This is a genomic window from Nocardia sp. NPDC049149 (genome assembly GCF_043197455.1).
Lineage (GTDB): Bacteria > Actinomycetota > Actinomycetes > Mycobacteriales > Mycobacteriaceae > Nocardia.
The window spans coordinates 162,576-185,875 of the sequence record NZ_JBICTD010000003.1 but is presented as its reverse complement, the minus strand read 5'-3'; the positions used below and the strand labels follow the sequence as shown (position 1 = coordinate 185,875).

General features: G+C 64.1%; 20 protein-coding genes. 12 read left to right on the top strand and 8 right to left on the bottom strand.

All coding sequences use genetic code 11. The features are described from left to right. Positions 1-232: 232 nt before the first annotated feature. Positions 233-2,926: an ATP-binding protein gene (locus ACGFNJ_RS11755; RefSeq protein WP_393446264.1), complete on the bottom strand. Its 2,694-nt coding sequence runs from the start codon at positions 2,924-2,926 to the stop codon at positions 233-235. Between the two features lie 626 nt (positions 2,927-3,552). After that, positions 3,553-4,422, bottom strand: coding sequence for a hypothetical protein (locus ACGFNJ_RS11750; protein WP_393446262.1), 870 nt, complete (start codon positions 4,420-4,422; stop codon positions 3,553-3,555). Between the two features lie 275 nt (positions 4,423-4,697). Here ACGFNJ_RS11750 and ACGFNJ_RS11745 point away from each other — a divergent pair, with 275 nt between their 5' ends. The 4 genes from ACGFNJ_RS11745 (at position 4,698) to ACGFNJ_RS11730 (ending at position 7,973) form a co-directional block, all read left to right on the top strand. Further along, positions 4,698-5,840, top strand: coding sequence for a hypothetical protein (locus ACGFNJ_RS11745; protein ID WP_393446260.1), 1,143 nt, complete (start codon positions 4,698-4,700; stop codon positions 5,838-5,840). 121 nt (positions 5,841-5,961) lie between these two features. Then, on the top strand, positions 5,962-6,246 hold the full coding sequence (locus tag ACGFNJ_RS11740) for a hypothetical protein (RefSeq protein ID WP_393446258.1): 285 nt from the start codon (positions 5,962-5,964) through the stop codon (positions 6,244-6,246). Positions 6,247-6,551: 305 nt separating this feature from the next. Then, positions 6,552-7,448 (top strand): hypothetical protein, encoded by an 897-nt coding sequence (locus tag ACGFNJ_RS11735; protein ID WP_393446256.1) that lies wholly within the window; start codon positions 6,552-6,554, stop codon positions 7,446-7,448. A gap of 99 nt (positions 7,449-7,547) precedes the next feature. After that, complete coding sequence (locus tag ACGFNJ_RS11730) at positions 7,548-7,973, top strand: YbaY family lipoprotein (RefSeq protein WP_393446254.1); 426 nt, start codon at positions 7,548-7,550, stop codon at positions 7,971-7,973. A 30-nt stretch (positions 7,974-8,003) separates the two neighbouring features. On the opposite strand, the gene ACGFNJ_RS11725 is transcribed toward ACGFNJ_RS11730, so the two are convergent. Next, positions 8,004-8,969, bottom strand: a complete 966-nt coding sequence (locus ACGFNJ_RS11725; protein ID WP_393446252.1) for a hypothetical protein — start codon at positions 8,967-8,969, stop codon at positions 8,004-8,006. 164 nt (positions 8,970-9,133) lie between these two features. Continuing rightward, positions 9,134-9,376 (bottom strand): hypothetical protein, encoded by a 243-nt coding sequence (locus ACGFNJ_RS11720; protein WP_393446250.1) that lies wholly within the window; start codon positions 9,374-9,376, stop codon positions 9,134-9,136. A 560-nt stretch (positions 9,377-9,936) separates the two neighbouring features. Between ACGFNJ_RS11720 and ACGFNJ_RS11715 the strand changes: the two genes are divergently transcribed. From ACGFNJ_RS11715 to ACGFNJ_RS11705, 3 genes are read left to right on the top strand one after another with little or no spacing between them, the layout of a single operon-like run. Next, positions 9,937-12,090, top strand: a complete 2,154-nt coding sequence (locus tag ACGFNJ_RS11715) for a lipoxygenase family protein (protein WP_393446248.1) — start codon at positions 9,937-9,939, stop codon at positions 12,088-12,090. A gap of 56 nt (positions 12,091-12,146) precedes the next feature. Then, positions 12,147-13,262 (top strand): YncE family protein, encoded by a 1,116-nt coding sequence (locus ACGFNJ_RS11710; protein ID WP_393446246.1) that lies wholly within the window; start codon positions 12,147-12,149, stop codon positions 13,260-13,262. Then, positions 13,262-14,371: a hypothetical protein gene (locus tag ACGFNJ_RS11705; RefSeq protein ID WP_393446244.1), complete on the top strand. Its 1,110-nt coding sequence runs from the start codon at positions 13,262-13,264 to the stop codon at positions 14,369-14,371. The genes ACGFNJ_RS11710 and ACGFNJ_RS11705 overlap by 1 nt, the downstream gene beginning before the upstream one ends. A 71-nt stretch (positions 14,372-14,442) precedes the next feature. Here ACGFNJ_RS11705 and ACGFNJ_RS11700 read toward each other — a convergent pair whose 3' ends face one another. Beyond that, positions 14,443-15,504 carry a cytochrome D1 domain-containing protein gene (locus ACGFNJ_RS11700; RefSeq protein WP_393446242.1) on the bottom strand — a complete coding sequence of 354 codons (1,062 nt, stop codon included), beginning with the start codon at positions 15,502-15,504 and terminating at the stop codon, positions 14,443-14,445. Between the two features lie 312 nt (positions 15,505-15,816). Between ACGFNJ_RS11700 and ACGFNJ_RS11695 the strand changes: the two genes are divergently transcribed. Continuing rightward, positions 15,817-16,095 (top strand): hypothetical protein, encoded by a 279-nt coding sequence (locus ACGFNJ_RS11695; RefSeq protein WP_393446240.1) that lies wholly within the window; start codon positions 15,817-15,819, stop codon positions 16,093-16,095. A gap of 157 nt (positions 16,096-16,252) precedes the next feature. After that, positions 16,253-16,495, top strand: coding sequence for a hypothetical protein (locus ACGFNJ_RS11690; RefSeq protein ID WP_393446238.1), 243 nt, complete (start codon positions 16,253-16,255; stop codon positions 16,493-16,495). 180 nt (positions 16,496-16,675) lie between these two features. Here the strand turns inward: ACGFNJ_RS11690 and ACGFNJ_RS11685 are convergent, their stop codons facing one another. After that, a complete protein-coding gene (locus ACGFNJ_RS11685) occupies positions 16,676-17,986 on the bottom strand; it encodes a flavin-containing monooxygenase (protein ID WP_393446236.1) in 1,311 nt (436 codons plus the stop codon). Positions 17,987-18,116: 130 nt separating this feature from the next. Here ACGFNJ_RS11685 and ACGFNJ_RS11680 point away from each other — a divergent pair, with 130 nt between their 5' ends. After that, positions 18,117-18,536, top strand: coding sequence for a MerR family transcriptional regulator (locus ACGFNJ_RS11680; RefSeq protein WP_393446234.1), 420 nt, complete (start codon positions 18,117-18,119; stop codon positions 18,534-18,536). Here the strand turns inward: ACGFNJ_RS11680 and ACGFNJ_RS11675 are convergent, their stop codons facing one another. Next, entirely contained in the window at positions 18,537-20,207 is a 1,671-nt protein-coding gene (locus tag ACGFNJ_RS11675) for a bifunctional 3'-5' exonuclease/DNA polymerase (protein ID WP_393446232.1), read from the bottom strand. 201 nt (positions 20,208-20,408) lie between these two features. On the opposite strand from ACGFNJ_RS11675, the gene ACGFNJ_RS11670 reads away from it, so the two are divergent. Beyond that, positions 20,409-21,353 carry a CocE/NonD family hydrolase gene (locus tag ACGFNJ_RS11670; RefSeq protein WP_393446230.1) on the top strand — a complete coding sequence of 315 codons (945 nt, stop codon included), beginning with the start codon at positions 20,409-20,411 and terminating at the stop codon, positions 21,351-21,353. A gap of 400 nt (positions 21,354-21,753) precedes the next feature. Further along, a complete protein-coding gene (locus ACGFNJ_RS11665) occupies positions 21,754-22,371 on the top strand; it encodes a phosphotransferase family protein (RefSeq protein WP_393446228.1) in 618 nt (205 codons plus the stop codon). Here ACGFNJ_RS11665 and ACGFNJ_RS11660 read toward each other — a convergent pair whose 3' ends face one another. After that, positions 22,372-23,274 carry an SGNH/GDSL hydrolase family protein gene (locus tag ACGFNJ_RS11660; RefSeq protein ID WP_393446226.1) on the bottom strand — a complete coding sequence of 301 codons (903 nt, stop codon included), beginning with the start codon at positions 23,272-23,274 and terminating at the stop codon, positions 22,372-22,374. It abuts the gene before it with no gap. Positions 23,275-23,300 lie beyond the last annotated feature (26 nt).

Below are 23,300 nucleotides of genomic sequence, written 5' to 3'. Positions count from 1 at the left end.
AACCGATGAGTGGTGTTCCTTGGGGACAGGCGCGCAGGCACTATCGGCGTCCGGTGTTCTCCGGACCGGAATTTCGATCCATAGGTACTGACCTGCCGCTTCCCAGGTGAGCGACAGATCCGGCTTGGTGCCGCTTCTGTTTCTCGGGTGATGATTGCGATGCCATCCACGAGGCTTCGGAGCTGGTGGTCGAGGCGCCGCAGGTGGAGGGGATCAGCGGCGTCTCCAGCTTTCAGAGCCGTTGTGTGGGAGCCGATTTCGCGGATTCCATCGGCATGGCCTCGAGGGTGGCGAGATAGGTTGTCGCGGCATCGGTTTCGGCCGCGCCGATACTGCGATATATGTCGATGGCATTGCGGAGGTGGGTCATAGCGGTGGCGGTGTCGTCGAGAGCGGCGTGGCAGCGGGCGATGCCCTCCACGGCGCGGGCCTGCTCGATTCGGCTGCCGATGTCGAGGGCTAGGGTCAACGCGGCGGTGAACATTGGCAACGCCGCATCCGAATTGCCCGACATCGACAGCACTTTCGCGGTGTTGGTGAGCGCCTCGGTCTCCTTGAGGCGGTAGCCGATCTCCCGGAACATGCCGAGGGCTTGCCGGGAGAGGTCGGCAGCCTGATCGTAATCGCCGACTTCTCGGCAGATGGCACCCAGGTTGGCCAGTGCCTCGGCCTCACCGAGGCGAAACCCCACCTCCTGCTGCAAGGTCAGGGCCTGCTTGGCCAGACTTGCCGCCTGCCCGTGGTCGGCGATTTCCCGATGCAATGTCGCGAGATGGTTGAGGGTGGTGGCTTCGCCCATGCGGTGCCCGATTTCGCGGAACAGCGACACAGCCCGTAGCAGCGAGCCTGCGGCTTGTTTGTAGTCTCCGGTCGCGCACTGCACGGTGCCGAGCAAGCCGAGCGTGCCTGCGGTGCCAAGACGGTAGCCGGTCTCTCGGAACAGGATCAGCGCTCGGCGGAATAGGTCCACGGCCTGCCCATAGTCGCCGATGTCGCGATGGATGCTGCCGAGTCTGACCAAGGTGTCGGCTTCGCCGAGGGTGTGGCCGATCTCTCGGTACCGGGCGTTGGCCTGCCGCAGTAGGTCGGCGGACTGCGCATATTCACCGGAGTATCGGTGTAAGCCGCCGAGTTTGGCTAGGGTGTCGGCTTCGCCGAGGGTGTAGCCGGTCTCTCGGAACAGGACGAGGGACTGCCGGAACATGTCTGCGGATTGCTCGAACTTCCCTGCCGCCCAATAGACGATGCTGAGGTTGTAGAGAGCGTCGGCGCGGCCGAGACGATCGCCGAGCCGGTCCGCGGCTTCGGCGGCGCGTTGGTGTAGTCGCAGGGTCGATGACCAGGGCCCATCGCGTTCCATCAACGCCGAAAGCACCGCGGTCAGCCTGACCATCCGCGCAGGATCGTGGTCTGCGGTGTACTCGACGCAGGCGAATAGGTTGGCTCGCTCGGCACGCATCCACGCCAGGGCTTGCGTCTCGTCGTCGAATTCCTGCACCAATGCGTCGGTCACGTGGGCGGTGTGGGTTTCGTCGCCGGGGCGTCCCTTTGGGATCAGCGATCGGTCCGCAGCAGCGGCGGTGTGGCAGTAGTAGTCAAGTAATCGCCGCACCGGCTCGGTGCCATCGTCAGGCGCCGCAGCGGCTAGGGTGCCCGCATATTCGCGGACCAAATCGTGCAGGCAATAGCGGCCGAATATCGTCTCCTCGACGAGATGGTCGGTGTAGAGAGCGTCGAGTTCGGATCGGGCCTCGGGGAGCGAGATGCCGTTCAACGCGGCGACGGCGTAGGCATCGAAATCTGGGCCGGGATGCAGACCCAGCCTGCGGAACAATCGCTGCCGTTCAGGCGGCAGGCCTTCGTACGAGGCGGTGAACGCGGCACGAACTGCGCGCTGACCTGTGTCGAGTTCGGCGAGCCGATCCTGGGCGGCGGTGAACTCCTCGGCTAAGCCGGTGAGTGTCCAGGCCGGGCGATGGGCGAGCCGACCGGCAAGCAGCACGATCGCCAGCGGCAGGTATCCACACGATCGGACGATGGCGGCGACAGCCGCGCGGTCGTCTTTGTGCGGGTTTCGTTGCGCCAATCGGTAGAACAGATCGATGGCACTTCCGGGGTCGAGGGTGTCCAGCGGTAGCGGGAGGGCGCTGTCCAAGGCGACGAGTCTGCGGCGGCTGGTGATCAACGTGAGGCATTCGGGTCCGGCGGGGAGCAACGGTTCGATTTGATGGTGATCTCGGGCGTCGTCGAGGACAAGCAGCACTCGCTTGGTGGCAAGGCGATCGCGCCAGAGGTCACGCCGGGCGTCCCGGGAGTCCGGAATGTGACCAGGTGCGATGCCGAGGCCGGTGAGCAGTGTGAACAGCACGTCGGCGGGATCTGCGGGCACCTGTCCGGGTGTGTGCGAATTCAGTTCGACGAAGAACCTGCCGTCGGGAAACCGGTCGGACAGCAGATGTGCCGCCCGGATGACCAGAGCGGTTTTCCCGACGCCGGGCATGCCGTCGACAGTGTGGATGGACACCACCCGATTCGGCTGCGCTGCATCCAGGATTCGCTGCACCTCGGCTTCACGTCCGATGAGCGTCGGGATATCGCGTCGCAATGAGGTCACCACGGTCGGGCGCACCGGCTGGGCGATTGCCGTCTTCCACAAGCGCCGCCAGGCCGACCGGTTCGTCAGGTCTGACGGAACGGGCGCAGATGTTTGTCTGGCCAGCCCGATCAACGTCACCAGCACCGGCTCCAACGATTCGAATCGGGAGGGCACATTGCGGCCCGTCCGCCAGTCGCTGATGCGCTGCATCAATGAACGGTGGCTCTGTACCGGTGTGCGGGCGGCCTTCATCCGTGTCTCGGTTGCTATCGCGACCCGCTGCAGTGTGGGATTGCCTGCGGCCTCCCAGAGTTCCGCGAGCCTGCTCACGAAGAGGGTTCGTGGGGAAGAGGCTTCGCCACTACCCTCATTCCGATCAGTCTCACTCTTGTCGCCGCGCACGCCCACACGATATTAGCTTCGCTACCAGCCGCTACTGGCGTGGGCGAACCGCTCGTGGTGGCGGGCGGCATCTTGGACCGGCGGCAGACCTGTGTATGCCGTCTCATATTTCCTTAGTGCGGGTGGGTCATGTTGGCCGACATGCATAGTTCAGGTTCAGAAGATGGTTACTTGGTGCCGAGAGTCGGCACGCCGGTGTGCACGACGCGATCAGGAAGCGGTCGGGAGTTGTCGCGGAGTCGTGTTGCGGCGCGAGGGGTTTCGGGGGCGGTAGCTCAGTCGGTTAGAGCCGTGGACTCATAATTGTCCCTTGGTTGGTCGTGGGTTCGAGCCCCAGCAGCCCCACACACCCCTGGTGGACAGCCTGGACAGGCCATTGCCTCGCCAATACGGCACCCGGTGGCGAGTAGCAGGTCGAGCACGTCGGCGACGCCGTTCGCGACAGCGAGCCGGTCGGATCGCAGTCCACCCCGGATGCGATGCACCTCGGCAAGCAACGAGATCCGCACAGATCCCATATCGCAAACCCACGCCCTATATGTCAGAACCAGCGTTCAGTCGACAAGGTCGCCATAGCCGTTTTCACGTAGGACGCAGCGGGCGAAATGGCTGACTACTTCGACGACTTGTCGTTGGTTCGCAGTGGCCCACCATATAGGGTCGCCGCGCAAATGATCGACTCCGATCACGACGTCGCCTGGCATGTCGCCTACTGCTACGACGCGGTGGGAATCAGCGCCCAACTCCGCCGTCGCGGTTTCTACATCGGCACGGCCGAAGACGTCGAGTAGTTCGCCTTCCGGCGTAAGTACGGCGCTGTGCACCGAATTCGGCTTCCCGTCGCGCAGCTGGTCGATCGACACGATGTCCCAGCCGGTGAGACGGTGGATCGCTGCCGACAGGAAGTGGCAGTGGTTGTAGCCCAGGTATTCGACTGCGTCGTCGTCGATCTTATTGGGTGTGAAGGTGAAATCGCGTTGACCCCGGTTCGTGCTCGGCACATCGGTGATCCATCGGAGAGGTTCATCCAGATCCAGTGTCATCGGGTTGCGACGCCAGTCATCGTCCGCATCGGCGTCGAGTGTCGGCTGGTCCGGTTGATGCGATCCCGCGGCCCGGGTCGGGTCGGATGCGGCGGTCGTGTCCCCTGCGCGCGCATCCAGGTCGATGATGGGCTCGGCGCTCGACGGGGAATGGTCGGGATGCTGCTGAGCGGTGCGTGGGAGGTCGGCCGTAGCGCGGCCGCTCACCGCGGCCGTCATTTGCTGCCCGGCATGCTCGTCGTCGCCGTGTGTGGTCCGCACCATGTCATCGACCTTGGTCGAGATCTCGTTCAACCCGTCCCTCAGTCCACGCACCTCCTGCTCGGCCAGATCGCTCACGTGTTGCCCGATCCGCCGGAAGATTTCTGCGGAGCCCTTCACCAGCACAAATGTACGCCTTGCTCGGCGCGTCTCTGGTCGCCGACCTATTGCTATGCGTCACCAGGGCGTTCGGCGATCACGATTTGCTCGGCGCGTCGTCTGATCGACGACTCTTCTCGAGGGTGGAAAACGGTAGGGCGCAGCTGTATCGAAATACGTGATATATCACGAAGCGACCGAACAGTCTGGAGTCGCCACGTGAGTACGCAGCAGTCCCAGTGCAGGCGCGGACCTGCCCGATCACCCGTGGTTCGCCGATCGACGGCGAGACGGCGATGAATAGGTACGCCCATTTCGTCGGTAGTCTGCCGCCCGCCGTGATCACCTCCGACACCGAGACGATGCAGTGGTTCGCCCAGCGCAGCCGCGGTCTCGAATTGCGGTCCATACCATGTGATCTCGACCCGAACTGGGTGGTCGAATACCTACAGGATCGGATCGAGTTCGACGATGCATTCACTGTCGCCCGCCCCGGCCAGTACGCCGATTACTCCGACATGCGGTCCTATCGCATCCGGCCAGGCCGGACACTGCAACCCCAGCACGTCGCCATGCACCGGCGGCAGCGCATCGACGAGATCGCCGCTGCCTTCCACGAACTCCGGCAGCAATGCCCGCAGACAGCGAACGCCAGACTTCAGATCAGCCAACCGAACCCACTGGATCTGGCCGCGTTCGTTTTCGGCGGAGCGGCCGTCACCGACGGCCTCCCGCTCGGGCGGGCACTACGACACTTCGGCTCCATACTCCCGGCAATACACGCCCTGCCGGTGTTCACCGAAGCGGTACTCGACGAAATGTCCCAACTCATCGGAGCCCATGGTGACACTCTCGTCTTTCAAGTGGAGTCGCCGATCGCACAACTCGCTGTCGTGAAAGCCGCCAGTCTCGGCACCCAGGCACTCGTCGCGCGCATGGTCGCCTGGCACTTGGCGGGGTTCCTCGCCGACGCCCACGAAATCGGCGCCCGCACAATCCTGCACCTGTGCTACGGCGACCACCGGCACCAAGAATTGCTCGCGCCACGGTCACTAGCACCCTCGGTGGCATTGCTGAACGCGCTAGCCCGGATCCTCCGCAAACGCGACGTTCCGCTGCCACCCGCCCACATTCCGTGCGCGTACGGCGCTCATCCGGCCCCGCTGAATCCTCGCTTCTACCAACCCCTTCGGCGACTGAACCCTGAGTGGCAGGTCATCGCCGGTGTCGCTGCCGCAACCGACCCCGAAGACAGCATCAGGAGCCTGCATCTGTTCGAGCAAGCCCTCGGCCGGACCGCATCCGGCGTAGCCACCGCATGTGGACTCGGCCGATCCACCGTCGAGGACGCCGAGCGCGCCGCCGCAACCACAATCGCCACAGCGGCAAGCCACGGCACCGAACAACAGGTCGACTCCGCTCACCGTCACCCGAATTGACCTTGCCGCGGCAGTGGCTGAATGCGAGTGCTGCAACAGGCGTGGCGCTCCGGGGGACGCACCCTGAGGGGGCGAGATAGGTTGTCGCGGTTTCGGTTTCGCCTCGCTCCGACTGCTGAATGTGAACAAGCGGGATTGGGAGCTGAGCTTCTGGCTGCTGGATCTGGTGCTCGAGTCGGCCAACGACGATCTGCCTGACAAGACCGAGCCGCTGGTCGAAACTTTGGTTGCGGTCTGGGAGGCCACCAAAGCGCCAGGGATTGCCGAGAGGCTCGAATACTGGGCGTGCCTGGGCACATCCGATCCTGACGAGATGTTCTACGTGAGTCCGCTGGTGCGGGAAGCGCGTAGGCGAATCGGGCACGATATAGGGGATGCGCCGCTCCAGTACGGCTTTCAAGCTTGACCGCTCATCCTCGGTGAGCCTGTGAGGTGGCGGGGGCTCTCATTTTTCTTTAATGCGGGTTGGCCATGGTGGCCGACATGCATAGGTCAGGTTCGGAAGATGGTTGTTCGGTGTCGCGAGTCGGCACCTCGGTAGGGCGCACATCGCGATCGGTGAGCGGTCGGGAGTTGTCGCGGAATCGCTGTGCGGCGCTAGCGATTCGGGGGCTGATTGCTGGCGCGGTCGCTGCGCTGGTTGGTGCTGGGGTGGTGGGCTGTAGTGGGGGAGAGGCGGCCTCAGCACCGGCCCGGTCGCAGGACCGGGCGGTGAACTATCTGTACACGTCTATCGGAGAATTCGACACCGCCGCCAAGCCGTTGCTCGGCCGGCCCGACATCGACGGGGTGCAGGTCGTGGTGCCGTGGGCGATGATGGAGCGAGAAAAGGATCGGTACGACTTCTCGGCTGTCGACGAGGTATTGGGGCAGGTCGAGCCGCTGGGGAAGAAGTTGTTTATCCAGATCCAGGATCGGTTCTTCGAGCCGCCGACACGGCTGCCCAAGTATGTGCTGAACGATCCGGAATACGGGGGCGGGGTCGCCGTGCAGACCAACGACAATGGGCCGAACCCCGGCCCGCCCGGCTCCGTCGCGATGCAATGGAACACGAACGTACAGCAGCGGTTTCAGCAGCTGCTGAAGGCGTTGGCGGAGCGGTTCGACGGTCGGATCGCCGGCGTCAACCTTCCGGAGACCGCGATCGACATCGATATCGACGCGGAACAGCGCAAGTCGGGCTTCACCTGTGACGCGTACTTCAACGCTGAGATGGCGAACCTGGCTTACGCGAAGAGCGTATTCCGAACTAGCGCCGTCGTGCAGTACATCAACTTCTGGCCGTGTGATTGGAACAACGAAAACGGTTATCTGGAACGCTCATTCGCGTTCGCTAAGGATCACGGTGTCGGGGTCGGCGGACCGGACCTGGTTCCGAACAACAAGGCGCACATGGAGAACGGGTACCGGTTCTTCCATCAGTACCGAGGGCAGCTGAGCCCAGTGGCAGTGGCTGTCCAGGAGCCGGACTTCGACTACACCAATCCGCTCACCGGAAAGCCTTACACGAGGCAAGATTTCGTCGATTTCGCCAACGACTATCTGGGCGCGAACATTATCTTCTGGGCTACCTCGGCGCCGTGGCTCCATGAGGGTGGCGACAAGTAGCGCAGCGGGCACCCTGCCGATGTCTTCAGAAGTGGTTAGAGCTTTATGAGGAACCCCGCGACCAAGCCGAACACGGCAAATATCCGGTTATCTTTGGTCATGCTGAAGAACACGCGATCGCTTCTCCTAGCCGCAGCGGCGCTGGTGCTGGCCGGCGCGGTGGCCTTCTCGCTCGCGCGTCCCACCGCGCAGGCCGATCCGGTAGATCCGCTCGTGGTGGCAGGCGACCTGAGCTTCGAAGGCGGGCCGCCGCCGGATCGGGCGCTCATCACGGTGACCCTCAACGACGTCAGCATGGCCGATGCACCATCGATCGAGCTGGCGCGCCAGGAATTGTCCGGCAAGGACTTGGCCCGCTTCAGGCTGCGCGTCGACCGTGCACGCATCGAATCGCATCGCACGCTGGCGGTCTCCGCATCCGTAGAGGTCGACGGAAAACTGCACTGGATCACCGACACCAGGCACACGGTGCCCACGGAAGGCCCTGTCCCCGAACAACACCTACCCCTCATCGCCGTCCCCTGATCTGGTGGGTTCACAGAGGTTCGGTGCCATTCACAGAGGTTCTGGGCTCTGTGAATCGTATGGAAGGTCTGTGGGTTTCGGATACCAGTGGCCGAGTCGACGGGTGGGGCGGCCGATTTCGGCGGCGCGGGCTAAGCGGATCAACCATGTCGATGTGCCGAGTTCGCGCCAGGTCCATCGGACGACCAGCCAACCGAGTGCGCGGAGTGCGTCCTCGCGCGCCTTTTCGGCGATGACGACGTCTTCCGGGGGCTGCCCACTGCGTAGGTGATCGCGGTACTTCACGAGTCCGTCGAATTCGCCGATGACTCCCAGTTCGGGGAACAGGAAGTCCACTCTGGCAACGAACTTTTGATTGGGCGTGACAACACAGGCCTGGAGTTCCGGCGTAGGGAAACGGGCGGTGTGCAGGCCGACTCGGCTGCGCGACTCACCGGGACTCTCCGAGCGACCATCAACGAAATCGACCACTCGTCGCGCCGCGGGCGTGCCGGGCCCTGAGCTACGCGCGAGCTGTTCGGCCAGCTGTGCCCTGGTGGTCTTGCCGAGCCGAAGCGCGCTGTCACCCACAACGACGGCTTGTTCGAACGGGAGCGATCTCGCCAGGTCGATGACGGTCCGTGCCACGGTGGTGACTCGGCGGTCTCCGACCCGCACCACCTCATCGGGCGCGATCTGCATCGAATGCAGCATCAGCTGAGAGTTGACGCGCCCACCAGTTGCACGATTGCGGATGAGATGTACCCGCGTCAACGGCGTGGCCCAGAGGTCGAGGTCGTGCACCACGGCCGCCGAGACGTGACTGATGACGGCGTCCGGGCTGGAAGCTTGCGCAACCGCGTCGACCCGTAGCAGATGTTGTTGGCCCGCAGTCAGATCCGCAGTACCTCCGGATTCGACGTAATAGCCCCGTCGAACCCGCTGCCATCCTCCGCCATGCAACTCCTGGTCGGTATACCCGTCCGCGAGTGCACGCCATCGCGCCGTTACGTTCATGCGGCCGATCCTCGACCCGACCCGCACCTACCACCACCCCCACCGAGCTCAATGTGCACAACCCGCGTTTGGGGATAACTGGGCTCACAGAGGCTCCATACGGTTCACAGGCTCTCTAGGCTCTGTGAACCGTACGGGAGGTCTGTGGGTCCATGAGGGGGCGGTTAGGAACTTCCGCCGCCGCAACTGCTTCCGCCGCCGCAACTGCTTCCGCCGCCGCAACTGCTTCCGCTGCCGTCGTTGCCCGATCCGTATTCGCCGGCCGACCACGTCTGGTCGCTGCTGCCCAGCCAGCCGCCGCGGCGGCTGCGTGGCCGCCTCGACCATTCGGTCAGCACATGGACGAACAAGAAAAGTCCGCCGCAGATCATGGCGACCACAATGAATACCTCGATCAGCGCCAGCACATAAACAACGGTACTGGCGGATGGCGTCCGCGCCAGCCGGGGTTCGTTCAGTGAAACGAGTCCGCCAATTCTTGCGTAACCACAACCTCGCACCGACTCCCGAATTTCGCTCGCTGACGCCCGGCGAATGGATCAGCGTCCGGGAATTGCTGAACTGACGAAGGAGAGCCCGATGACCGCCGCGCGGTGTTGTCGGACCGGTGACGGCCGGACTGCCATTGAGGGCGCCACTGTGCAGGGATCGGCGCCAGCGATCGGTGTAGTCGGCACCGGGCCACCGGTCGAAGGCTCACTGCACCCTTCTCATTGGCGAAGGCTGGGCACTCTATCGGCAAACGCCACTCCTATCAAGAGGCCCTCGATGGGGACTCTCTGTGAAAAATCCTCGTGCGGAAATCCCACAACGTCATTCGACATGCGGATTCCGCGCGCACCACTTAAAGGAGGTTGACCGCCCTCCATGCCGTCCGCACCATCGAGCACGTAGCAAATCTTCAGCTAATGGACGTTTGCGACCGTGACCGCTGTCCACGACAGCCGAAGATCGACGGAGAGGGCAGATGAACATGCAGTTCAGTCGGCGCCGACTTCTTGGTGCGTCCACGCTGGTCCCGCTCGCCGCAGTCGGCGCGAGCCTGACCGGCGCGCCGGCTCAGGCCGGTCCGATACCGTTCCTCCCGGACATTCCGCTGCCGCCGCTTCCGGACATTCCGTTACCGCCCCCGCTGGCCCAGGTCGCCGCGGTGCCGGTGCTTCCGCAGTTCGACCCCGTGCCGTGGATCAGGCAGGCAGCATTGGTCACGTCGAAGGCGTCCTACACCTTCACCTACGAGTTCCCGACCTTGCAGGGTGTTCCGGTCGCGTTCCTGGTTCCGCTGGATTCGTTCCCGACCATCGAGTGGCTGTTCACCGTGGTGGATTCGGTGGTCACCACCGGCATCGACATTGTCGGATCGCTGATACCGATGTTCAACGGCGAGATGACGGGCACCCTGGCCGACGGAAAGCTGCAGTTGCTGGCGAAGCGGCAACAGCTCGAAGGCGTGCGGACTCGATTCAGGGAGCTGGGCAACGGCAAGTACCACCAGCTCGGCGACCGGCCGGGTGATGCATATATCGATGCGCCGCCCGAGGACATGGCCCAGGCCACGATCATGCAGGGGGAGCTACTCGACCTCTTCCGGCAGGTGCAAACCGTCATCGGAAATCTTCGGCTGAATCTGCAGGAACTGCTTGCCGCGAACCAAGGTATCGGTGATTTCGGTACCAAGGATGGTCTGGCTCGCTACAACGCGATCTGGCAGACCGCGTCCATTCCTGACGTTGCCGACAATCTGCACGACGACGAGTTGTTCGCCTACATGCGCGTCGGCGGGTTCAACACGAACGTCATCGAGCGGGTGACCGACGCGCTCCCCGACAACTTCCCCGTCACTGCCGAGCAGTACCGGGAGGGTATGGGAGTCGCCGACGATCTGTCGCGTGCGATCGCCGAGGGGCGGGTTTTCCTTACCAATTACGCCGAGCTCGGCAGGATGGCGTCCGAACACGCGACGTACAAAATCCTCACCGGAGACGGCTACAACTCCGCCCCGCTAGCGCTGTTCGCCCTCCCGCCTGGCGGCGGTCGGCTGCAGCCCGTGGCGATCCAGTGCGGCCAGAATCCCGCTACCGCACCGATGTTCGTTCGTCCCAAGCCGGACGACCGAGACCGGTTCTGGGGCTGGCAGATGGCCAAGACTGTGGTGCAGACCGCGGATTTCAACCATCACGAAATGCTCGCCCATCTAGGCCGAGGACACTTGATCTCCGAAGCGCTCACCGTCGCGACGCATCGCACATTGGCGCCGAACCACCCGCTCGGCATGCTGCTGATGCCGCATTTCGAAGGGGATATCTGGGTCAACCTGCTTGCGGCGACAGTGATCATCGCGCCGAACACCTTCGGGGATCTGATCTTGGCGCCGCAACTCGGCGACATCGTCAGCACCATTATCGAGGATCGCAAGACCTGGGACTTCTACGAGCGAATGCCGCACCGCGACTTCGCCAGGCGTGGCGTGGACAACGCCGCGGTGCTGAAGGACTTTCCCTACCGCGACGACTCCTTGCTGATCTGGGACGCCATCGAAGAATGGGTCGGCGACTATCTCCGCGTCTACTACCAGAACGACGGCGACGTGCTCGGCGATACCGAACTCGCCGCCTGGTGCGCGGAAATCGCCACTGCGGGAAGGATCAACGGGTTCCGGCCGATCACCTCGGTCGACCAGCTCGTGGAAGTGGCGACGATGATCGTGTACACCACGAGCGCCTACCACGCGTCGGTCAATTTCCCGCAGTCCGGTCTGATGGCGTACACCCCGTTCGTGTCAGGCATGACGGCAGCACCCGCGCCGGTGCACACCACGGGGCACACCGAGGCGGACTGGATCAAGATGCTGCCGTGCATGCTCACCACGCTGGCGCAGTTCTTCTTTCTGCACCAGCTCGGTGACATCTACTATCGGCCGCTCGGCGACTACCGCACCAATACCTTCCCGTTCCCACCGGTTTTCGGCGATGCGCGCATCACCGGACCGGGCGGACCGCTGGAGCGGTTCCGGGCGAATCTGCGCAAGGCCGAGGACGAGATCAAGCGACGAAATCCGAATCGCTTCCAGCCGTACGAGTTTCTGTTGCCGAGCAACATCCCGACAAGCACCAACGTCTGACTTTCTCGCTGCAGAGCGCGAAAGCCCTTGCCCCTTCCCATGATTAGGACCAACGCGTGCGTATACCAAGGCTCCCCGGCATCGGCCGGATCACCATCGCCACCGTGCTCATCGGCGCCGCGATGCTGACGGCCGCGCCTGCGGCAATGGCCACCGAATCGGGGCCGCCCGGTGAATTGTTCATTCCCGAGGTCGACAACGACACGGTCGCGGTGCTGGACACCGCCACCGAAACCATCACCCATCGGCTACCCATCAAGGCGCCGATCGGGCTGTCGCATCCCGCCGTGCTGGCGAAGACTCCGGACGGATCCAAGGTGTACACCGACAATTTCAGTCTGGTGTCCCCGCCGACAATCGGAATCATCGACCGCCGCAACGGAACTACTCGGACCATACCGATCGAGTCGGTGGCGCTCGGCATCTTCACCTCGGCCGACGGCACCGAAATCTACATTCCGGAAATGGGTTTCGTCATCGAGGTGCTGGATGTCGCCACCGACACCATCGTCCGTCGGTTGCGCTTCCTCGATATCCCGGCCGGCGCCTTCCCCGGACCGGGCGGCTTGATCTATGTCGGTTTCGCCTCGGGCCTGATCGGGGCTTACGACCCGAAAACCGGTGCGACAGTCAAGCCGCCGATCTGGAGTGGCGGGCTGGCACCGTTCTGGTACAGCTTCACCCAGGACGGCGCCAAGTTGTACACCGACACCGTCAACCAGATCGGTGTCATCGACGTCAAGAGCTGGTCCCTCAGCAAGGTCATCACCACCAGCGGGGACGGCAACTACAGTCCCTTGAATCCAGGGGCGTTCACCTCGGAGATCTCACCTGACGGGCGCAAGCTGTACGTGACACGGTTCGGCGGCGACGGGGTGCTGGTCTTCGACACCGCCGACGACAGGTTGCTCGGCACCATTCCGACGGAGGGCGACGTCATCGGAATGACGTTCAGCGGGGACGGTTCTCGCGGTTACATCGCCGATTCCGGGCGCACGTCGCGGAACCTGCCCGGCCCGCCCGGCGAATCCATCACCTTCATGAACCTGATCACCATCGGCGCATTGGGGCCGGGCCGCATCATCACCTTCGATCCCGCCACCGACAAAGTCGTCTCGACCGTGCCGACCGCGGCCGGTCCGGGGATCCCGGTGTGGTTGCCGAGCATCTGATGATCAGCTTTTTTCGAACGAGGATGATCGTCCCGCTGGTGATTGCGGCGATCGGCATTATCGCTGTGCCGGTGCACAGTTCGGCAAATCCGTCGATTCCCGGCAGCACCAGCGGCATTGACGGCCCGATCTGGATTCCGAACTACGGCACGGGATCGGTGTTCGCGGTCGACGCGGAGACCATGGCTGTGCAGACCGAGATTCCACACGTCGGCGATCACTCGATGGTGATCAAGGAGGTGCCGGATCACTCGCGGTTGTTCGTCGGCAATTTCGGTCCGTTCAACTGGAACGTCTCGGTGATCGACGTCGCGACGCAGACGGTGATCAAGCGAATTCCCACGATCGGCCCGGCCTACGCAGTGATCCAGATGTCGCACGACGGCCGCTATGTGTACGTTCCGACGGGGCTGTCGGTGGTCAGCGTCATCGATACCCAGACGCTGGATGTGGTTCGGACGCTGCCGGTCCTGCTTCCGCCTGGACCGTCGCACATGGAGCTTTCTGCCGACGATGCCACGATGTACGTGTTCTCTCCCGCCACCGCGACCGCGTACGACGCCCACACCGGCGCAGTGCTCGCACCGCCGATCGTCCTCAACGGATTCATGCCAGGATGGGGAGCCATCAGCGCCGACGGTGATCTGCTCTACGCGGTGAACTTCTGGTCCGGCATCACGATTGTCGATACCCGCAGTTGGTCGGTGGTGCGGACGATTTTCCTACCGGTCGACGGTGGGCCCATTTCGGCGACATTGACGCCCGACGGATCTACTTTGTGGGTCTGCGATTACATGGGCAAGGAAATGTATGTCCTGAATGCGCGAACGGGCGAGATCTTGCGGCGTATACCGACTCCCGACCGGAATCCGGTATACGTCGGCTTCTCATCGGATGGGGCGACGGCGTATGTCACCCTTGTCTCCGAGGGTGTTCCGCTGCCGTACTGGACTCCGTTGACGGGTCAATACACGACGTCCTACGAGGCCTACTGGGCAAAACTGTTGCAGCTGGACACTTTTCTCGTTGCCTATGACACCGAGCAGGCTACGCCGGGACGGGAGATGACAGTCAAGGGTGCGTTCGTCGCCGGCGTGTATCCGGGATGAGTTGTCGCCCTTAGGGCGCCGAGCCGAGTGCGCTCCCGACCCCATCCCTGAGGGTCGGGAGCGCAGCCGCTTCAGCCGGGGAAAACACCCGCGAAGAATGCGCCCTTGACGGTCAGCTTCGGCCCCGGTTCGCCGGTGTCGACGTTGTAGGCGATCAGTGAGGTATCGAGATTCAGCTGTTCGGCGATCATCTGCTGGAACGGATCCGTCAGTGGGCTCCAGAACCCGAGTTTCAACCCGTCCGAGACGACGGTGACGTAGGCGGTGTGCCCGTCCGGGGAGAAGCCGGCGTACACCGGGAAACTCGGGGTTGCTATCCGATTCAGAATGTCGCCGGTGTGCGCGTCGAGCACCAGGATTTCCTTGGTGTAGTAGTCGCACACCCACAGTCGGGATCCGTCGGGGGTCAGCGTCCCCGAAATCGGTTCGGCGTCGAACGGCAGCGAAATGGTGCGGGTCACCGACCAGCTCTTCGTGTCGATGATGGTGACACCGGAATGGGTGTTCACCGCATAAATCGTGTCGCCGGACAGACTCATCGCACCCCACCCGGGGACCAGGCCGTTGAGGAAGATGGGCGGTGCGAGCATCGCGCCCGTATTCGCGTCGTACTTCGTCGCTTGGCCGCTGGCGGTCAGCGCGTACAGCACCGAGTCGTCGGGGGCGATCTCCACATGAACGGGCAGGGGTGGCAGAGCGATCGGCAGCGTGCGCGCCAGCTGCAAGGTGTGGGTGTCGAACACGTCGATCACCGACAGCGACGTCGGAACGTACAGGTAGCGGCCGTCATGGGACAGCTGGATCACCTCGTATGCCGCGCCGATCGTCGGAATCCGCGCGATGACCGAGCGCGTCGCGGTATCGATCACCGAGACATTCCAGGTCAATGGACCGAAGTTGCCGACGAACAGGCGTGAGTGGTCCGGCAGCTCCTTGATCACCATCGGGTGATCGCCCACGTTCGGAATCTCCGACACCAGCTGCATCGTCGCGGGGTCGACCGCGGCGACCGCGCCGGTCCCGAAATTGGGCACCCAGATCGGCCCGTCCGGACCGCTGGCACTGCCAGGTATGGCGGGGTTCGCGGCCCCGTTGATCGGGCTCATCATGCCGACCGTGACCAACAGGCACACGACGACCTTCGCCGCTACAGCAAACCTTCTGGAGCTCCCTGCTTTCTGAGTGTTCCCGACCTTGTATGGCATGTAGCTAACGATCAGCAATGGTAGGGGTGCCGGTCAACGGTCCGCATGCCGTGACCAGGTAAAACTGCCGCTAGGTGGTGCCTTGGGGTTATCCGCTTGCGGACTTTCGATACCTGAATGATGTGTCGGGACTCTTGACTCGAGGTGCGGGTGTTGATCTCGCGTGGCTGCTGGGAGCGGTCATCCTGGGACGCTCTCGGGGGATCTTCGGGCGCGAAGCCTGAGGTACCGTCTGACGCTGTGGCAGTGCGGGTGCGAGTGGTCTGGGGTCTGGTCGGCGGTTTCTGCGCGGCGCTCGTGCTGTCGATGCTCGCCACACTGGTCGGTGCGATTGGTCGCCATCCGGAGTGCGCCACTATCCCCGTCGATGTCGGACCGTGCGACTACTGGGGTCGAGTGGGGGAGTATGCAGGGTTCGTGATCCTGTACGGGACGGCAATCGGCACGGTGATCCTCTGGGTGTTGTGGTTGCTCTTTGTCGCTGTCGTCCAGATCGCTTCGCGGGTGCGAGGGCGCTGACCCCGCACGGTGATGGCGTGCACGCCGCCGGGCGTGGGTGGGCGCTGCCACCGTGGCTGCCAAGGGACTGCCAACCCGTCCTTGCTGCGGGTTCTGACGGCTCGAGCATCGATATGGTGTTGCTATTCAACAGGTTTCAGCAAGAGGGGTGCAGACGATGGTCATTCGAGTTGTGCTGTCCGTCGCGGCGGCGATCGCCGCGTCCGCGTTCGTGTTCGCCGGGGAATCCGCTGCCGGGACGAACTGTACGTCGAACCCGGGGTGGGGTTCGTGGAGTTGCCGCGAGGCGGACGTGGCGACGGCCTACTGCATCAAGGAGGCCAAGCTGTGGACCCCGCCGGGCAAGTGTGTCGAGATCGGTGGTGGCCGCTCCGATCTGTGGCTGCAGAAGGTGCGCTGATCACCGTTGCCTGCTGGGCCTGGGCTGCGCCGCTGTCGATCGCCAATTAGGCTGTCCTGCAACGGCCCCCACAACCCAGGCCCTTCGTGGGTCACCTCGGCCGCAGGCTGCAATGATCCGCGCGCGATCGTGCGGATCATTGGAACCTGCGGAACGGTTCGACTGATGTGCTGAGGCCGCTCAGTGCACCACGACGGATGCCGAGGAACCCGATCGCATGACGGCGTCGATGTGGATCTGGCGTGCGATGAACCGTCCGCACTCGACTGTCGCGGGGATTCCCGTGAGGTGCAGCGAGTTTCCGTCCGGTAGCCCCGCGTAGTAGAGCCCTGGCAATGCGCCGAGCATGCCCTTGTGCTGGATGGGCGCGCCGTGCTCGTCGAGCGCCCGCTTCGGCAGGAAGTGATAGTCCGGCCCGAAGCCGGTGCACCAGATGATCGAGGTGATGCCGTGGTGCGCCAGGTCGAGCTTGTTTCCGAAGTCGGCTATGTGCGTCATGTTCACGTCGAGCGGTGGGTGCTCTTCCGGCGCCACGAACCCGCGCTGGCGAATTCCGGCATCGATCTTCTGCAGAATCGCGCGCAGCGACCGAGACGAGTCCTCCGCGATGGCGACAACGTTGTCGTCCACCGAGAGGATGCTGCCGTCGGCCGCGCGTGCGGAACCGACCAGGACTACGCCCTTTTCGGCCAGCGTGCCGAGGTTGAGTGCCGCGTTGCGGTTGGTCACGGCGGTCACCGGCAGGCCGGGCAGCTTGGTCGGCGTGCCGCCCTCGACCTGCATGGTCTCGGCCGTCACAAAATCCTCGTACAGGGAGAATATGTACATCCACTCGTGCACGCCCCGGCCACGATAGCGGTGCGGAAACACACGGTGGCGACCGACCGAAAGGAACACGCTGCGTCCGGCATCCGCGAGTTCGTCCGCGATCTGCTGTCCGCTGATGCCTGCGCCCACCACCAGAACGGCGCCGTCCGGCAATGATTCGGGATTGCGGTAGTCGCGCGAATGCACCTGCTGGACGCCCGGATCGATAGCGGCCGCGAAGTCCGGTACTCGAGGGTTCGCATAGCCGCCCACCGCCGCGACGAGATTGCGCGAGGTGAGGATGGTGCCGCTGGACAGCTGCGTCCGGAACCTGACATCGTCGCCATTCGCCGCATCCGGCGGACACTCGACCGCGTGAACCTCGGTGTGCTGCAACACCTGAAGCTGTCGTTCTGTGGCGTAGCGGCGTAGATGCCTGGCCAGTTCTCGCCCCGACATGGTGCCGTCAGGGTCGGTGCCGTCGTACTCCCATCCTGGAAACTGAATCGTGCGGTTCCCACTACCGACCAGCAAGCTGTCCCAACGCTGATGCGCCCATGCGTGCCCGACCTCGGCCCGCTCGACGACCACCGCCGCATGGCCGATGTCTTGCAGTGATGCGGCCACCCCGCACCCCTGCTGGCCCGCGCCGACAATGACGGTTTCGGAGTATTCGGTGTTCACCAGATCTACCTCTCTGTCGCAAGTGCGGTGGCAGCCATTCACCACCCGTGTTCTTCGTTAGGCTTGCCTTACCAAATCATTTGAAGTCGACTTGAGATCAAGACCTACGACGACAAGAACGGCGGGTGCGATGAGCGACACTCGAGCAGTGGCCGGTCAGCCAGGTGGCTTGGTCGGAATCGGCACGGCGGCACGGCGATTCGGCCTCGCGGAATCGGCGCTGCGCTACTGGGAACAGCGCGGTCTGCTGCGCCCGGCGCAGCGCCGGTCCCGCTGGCGCCTCTACGGTCGCGATGAATTGCATCGGATCGGCCTGATCCGGATGTGGCGCGAAACCGGCCTGATGACCCTCGACGAGATCGGCACGGTCCTCGCTGCCCGCAATCACGAATGGCGGCAAGCCGTCGTCGGACGGTTGGACGAGATCGAACAGGAGCAGCAACGACTGGCGACTGCGAAGGCGTTGCTCGAGCACCTGCTGACCTGCCCGGACGCCAACCCCGCCGAAGAGTGTCCGTACTTGCGCGCGATGACCGCCACCGCTGAGTGACTACTTGGCGTCGAAGTAGCACTCCACGATCGCGGTCGTGCACGGGAACCGGACCGGCGTGGGCCCGAAGGTGAGCGTGCCAGCGGTCGCGGCCGCCGCGGTTATTGCTTCGGCGACTGTCGCAGCCTCCTCCGCCGGGCAGTGCACGATGACCTCGTCGTGCTGGAAGAAGACCAGTTCGGCCCGAAGCCCGGCCTGGGACATCGCATGCCGCAGGCCGGCCAGGACCAGCAGAGCCCAGTCGGCGGCACTGCCCTGCACCACGAAGTTGCGGGTGAATCGGCCGCGCGCGCGGGCCGCGGAGGTGCTGCCGTAGCGAGGGGAACCCTCGTCGTCCTGGTCCTCGTCGAGCGATGTGGCGGTCAGTGGCGGACAGGTGCGGCCCAGCCATGTGCGCACCAGTCGGCCCTCCTCGCCGGCGCGCGCCGCGTCATCGACATAGGCCACCGCGGCCGGATAACGTCGGCGAAGCTCGGCCATGTGCGTGAGTGCATCACCGGACGTCTGCCCGTAAATCGCGCCGAGCAGCGCGATTTTCGCCTGCGCGCGATCGCCGCCGAATGCGCGGGCGGCCAGATCCGCGTACAGATCGTCGCCGCGCCCGGCCACCTCCATCAGGCCCGGATCGCGCGAGATCGCGGCAAGCACCCGCGGTTCCATCTGATCGGCGTCGGCAACCACCAGCGTCCATCCAGGGTCCGCCCGGATTGCTTGCCGAATCACCTTCGGAATCTGCAGGGCGCCACCGCCATTGGTGGTCCATCGGCCCGAAACCGTTCCGCCGGGCAAATATTCGGGACGAAACCGCCCATCGTGCACCCACTGCTCGAGCCACGACCAGCCGTGCGCGGTGTACAAGCGGTAGAGCGACTTGTAGGCCAGCAGTGGTTCCACCGCAGGGTGATCGATCTGCTGCAGCTCCCACTTCCTGGTGGAGGACAACGGAATTCCTGCGCGCCCGAAGGCCTTGATGATGTCGTTCGGTAGATCCGGCCGAACCCGGACGCCGTGCCCGAACGCCTGCGACACCGCATCGGCCAACTCCACCATCCGCCGCGGTTCCATGCTGCCCGCAAACCGCTCACCCAGCATCGTGTCCAACAGCTCGCGATGAACATCGGCACGCCAAGGGATTCCGGCCCGCGACATCTCCGTCGCCACCAACATCCCCGCCGACTCGGCGGCCAGCAGCAATCGCATCCGCTCCGGATGCTCGGCTTTCTCCGTCCGCGCCAACTGCCCCGCGTAGACCTCCAGCAGCGCCGTGAACTCGTCGGTACCCGCAGGCAACGGCACCGGCCCAGACTCGAACAACGACGGCTGTGTCTCCGCAGCCCGCGCCGGCGCATCCGGCGGAACAGGCAACCGGTGCAGCCGCGCCCAGGCCGCCGCCAACGACCGAGCCTGCCCCGACTGCCCCTCCTCGTGCCCGATCAGTAGCGCCTCCGCCGCCTGCACGTCATAACACCGCTCGACCCGCACCCCGCCCGCCAGCAACCCCCGATAGATCTCCGCGGTAGACCGCCACACCCACCGCTCGACCTCCGGCCGCGATCGCACCGCCTCAACCAACGACGGCTCCCACACCACCGCCCCCGCCACCCGCCCCTCTCGATCAAGCGGGCAAAGACGCGCACCCCCACCCTCGGTCTCCATCACCGCCCATCGCATGTCCCAGAGTCTCGCATCAGCCACCGACACCAACCCCGAACCATCCGGACGTGCGCGCCGAACGCAGATGGGCGCGAACACCACAGGCATGTTCAGCGCGGTGTATATGGTGCCGATTCGATGGGCTCATACTCGGAACTGTCAGTACATATTCTGCATTTGAACAACTGCTCGACCTCTCGACGACCGCAGGAGGCTGCTATGCAGCCGGACCCGCGCTACCAAATCCTGCAGGGACCATGGCCGCACGTCACCACGGGGTTCGCGCCGACCGGACGCATCCGCACCGAGGAACACACCGCGGCATGGTTCGACCATTGGCTCAAGGGTATGGACAACGGGATCGATCGAAACAATAAGCCGCTCAACGTGATCGATGGCAACGGTAACGGCATGAGCGCCAGTGCCTACCCGTTCCCCGATACCACCCCGACGAGCTATTACCTTGACGGCAACCAACTCTCGATCGCACCACCCGCTGGCGATCAGGCGGCGGACCGCTGGGACTACTCCCTGGTCAACAGCCCGTGCAGTCGCGCGTTCGGCAAAGCCACCGGTGGTGTCTTCGAATTCGTGATCAACCTGCTCTCGCTGGGCAATCTGCACGAGCCGTGCAGCCAGACCGAAATCGGCCCGCAGAATGGATTGACCTACACCACAACGCCATTCGATGAAGGCATGACACTCGCGGGGCCGATCACGGCCGACCTGTTCGCCGCATCGACCGCGACCGACGCCGCCTTCGATGTGGCCGTCGAAGATGTCGCCCCCGACGGTAGTGTTCGCCAGCTCACCGAGGGATCGCTCACCGCCAAGCGGCGTGCGCTCGACGAGGAGCGGTCATGGCGAACCGCCGACGGCACCGTCTATGCCGCTGTCCACCAGAACACTTCGTCCTCGCAGCAACCTCTGGTGCCGGGTCAGGTCACCGAGGTTCAGGTCAGGGTCTTCCCGACCGCACAGAAAATCGAGGCCGGGCACCGGCTCCGGGTCAGGATCTCCAGCAGCAATTTCCCCGCCAGCATGCCGCATCCCCTGGACATCCCAGGACTACTCGGCTCGACCACCACCATCGAGCATTCCGCCCGGTTCCCGTCCAAAATCGTGCTGCCCCTTGGGCGTGCCGCCGACAGCGCCTGGCGGTAGCGACGGCGCCTTCGTCGCTACCTCTGGAAGGTCGCTACCACTCCTGACCGTGCCAGCCAGAATTTCCGTGGGCTGCGGTGGCACACCGGGCTACCGTGGCTCACGTGGAGGGGACACTCGATTCGCGGACCGCTGAGAAGATACTGCGCCAGGCATTGCCCGCCGCGTCGCTCGTCGACGTCATTCCGCGCACCGGAGGCGAGCTCAGCGCGGTCTACGAAATACGTTGTACCGGTGCGGTTCCAGCGGTCATCGTCAAGATCTACCAGCCTCAATGGCGGTGGAAGTTGCGGAAAGAGGTGTATGTCTATCAGCTGCTCGAGCAGCACTCGATCGGCCCGGTCCCCACGATCCTGCATGCCGACACCGACTACCTGGTGATGAGCCTGCTGCCGGGGGGGTGCCGCTCTCCGAGTGCCGCTTCGATGACGATGACCTGCGCTCGATCTACCGCCAGCTCGGTGCGCTGCTTTGTGCGATACACGCCATCGACCGGGACTCCTACGGGTATCTGACCGACCGGATCCTCGACCCGCTGTCGAGCAATACCGCGTACATGCACCGCCAGTTCGAGAAGAAGCTGGCCGAATTCGGTGATCTGGGCGGGGACCCCGAGCTGCATTCGGGTATTCAGCACTACGTTGCCGAACGCGGCGAACTGTTCGCGCAGTGCACATCAGCTGTGCTGTGCCACAACGATATTCATGAAGGCAACCTCTTGGTAGTCGACCGCCCGGCCGGGCCTGCGCTCACCGGCCTGATCGATGTGGAAAACGCGATCGCCGCCGACCCGCTGATGGATCTGGCCAAAGCCGACTACTACGCGATGCACGGCGACCCGGCCAAGCTGTCCGGCCTGAAGGTGGGTTATGGCGAGCTTCGGGAGCGCTGGTCCGATCGGGTCGGCATCTACCGGCTCTACCATGCGCTCGAACTGTGGGATTGGTTCGCCCAGATCGGCAATACCGCGCCCTTGCCGGGCATCGCCGCCGATATCAAGGTGATGCTCGATGGGTGATTATCGATCGGTGATTGCGGCGAGCACGGCTCGGGTTTGTGCGCTGGCGCCTGCGGCATTGGGATGGAAAGGGAAGGCGAGCAATTGGGGGTTCTTGGGCGAGAACGGTATTAGGCCTTCGATATAGCGATCCTCTGGGCTTTGGCACACATCGTGGCCGAGTGACGGACCGTAAGTGTCGACCAACTGCACGTGCGCCTCGGCGGCCACCCTGGCCAGCATGGTGTTGAGGTCGGCCATCGTCGAAGCGAGATACGCGACGTCGTCATCGTGCACCGGAAGTGAGGGTGGGCAGCTGGTGCCGTCGGTCGGCACGGCGTTCAAATAGTTGACCAGCAGCACTCGCGCTCGCGGCGAGCGTTCGCGTATCTGCGCGAGGACAGCCGTTACCTTCGGTGTTGTCGCGGCCACGAGAGCGGCGAATGCGTCGTGCGAATCTTGGCAGCCGTTGCTGTTCGACGTGGATGCGCCGGGGAGCAGGGTGCCGAGGTCGCGGCACCGGTCGATGAGTTCTTGCAGCCGCAGGTCGTTGCCGCCGATGCTGACCGTCACCAAATCCGTTGTCGGCGTGAGCCGATCGAACTGGGGCGGATTCACGCCGAGCGGCACGGTTTGTGGACCGGCCATGTTGTCGGTTTTCGCACCACCACAACTGGCGTCCCGAAAGACTCCGACGCGCAGCGCTGCGGCAACCTGGTGCGGATAGTCGGTCGCGGACTGATCGCAGTTGAATGGCACGAATTCCGTTGTCGGCGGCAAGCTCGTGAAGACATCGGCGGTATAGGAATCACCGAGTGCGACATATTCGCGGTAGACCGGTATGTCGGCTTCGGCGCCAACGACCGGTGCGCCGACGCCGACGGCGGTCACCGCGGCCAACAGCGCGGCAGGCAAGCGGAACACGAGCTACCTCCGTTCGACGACTATCC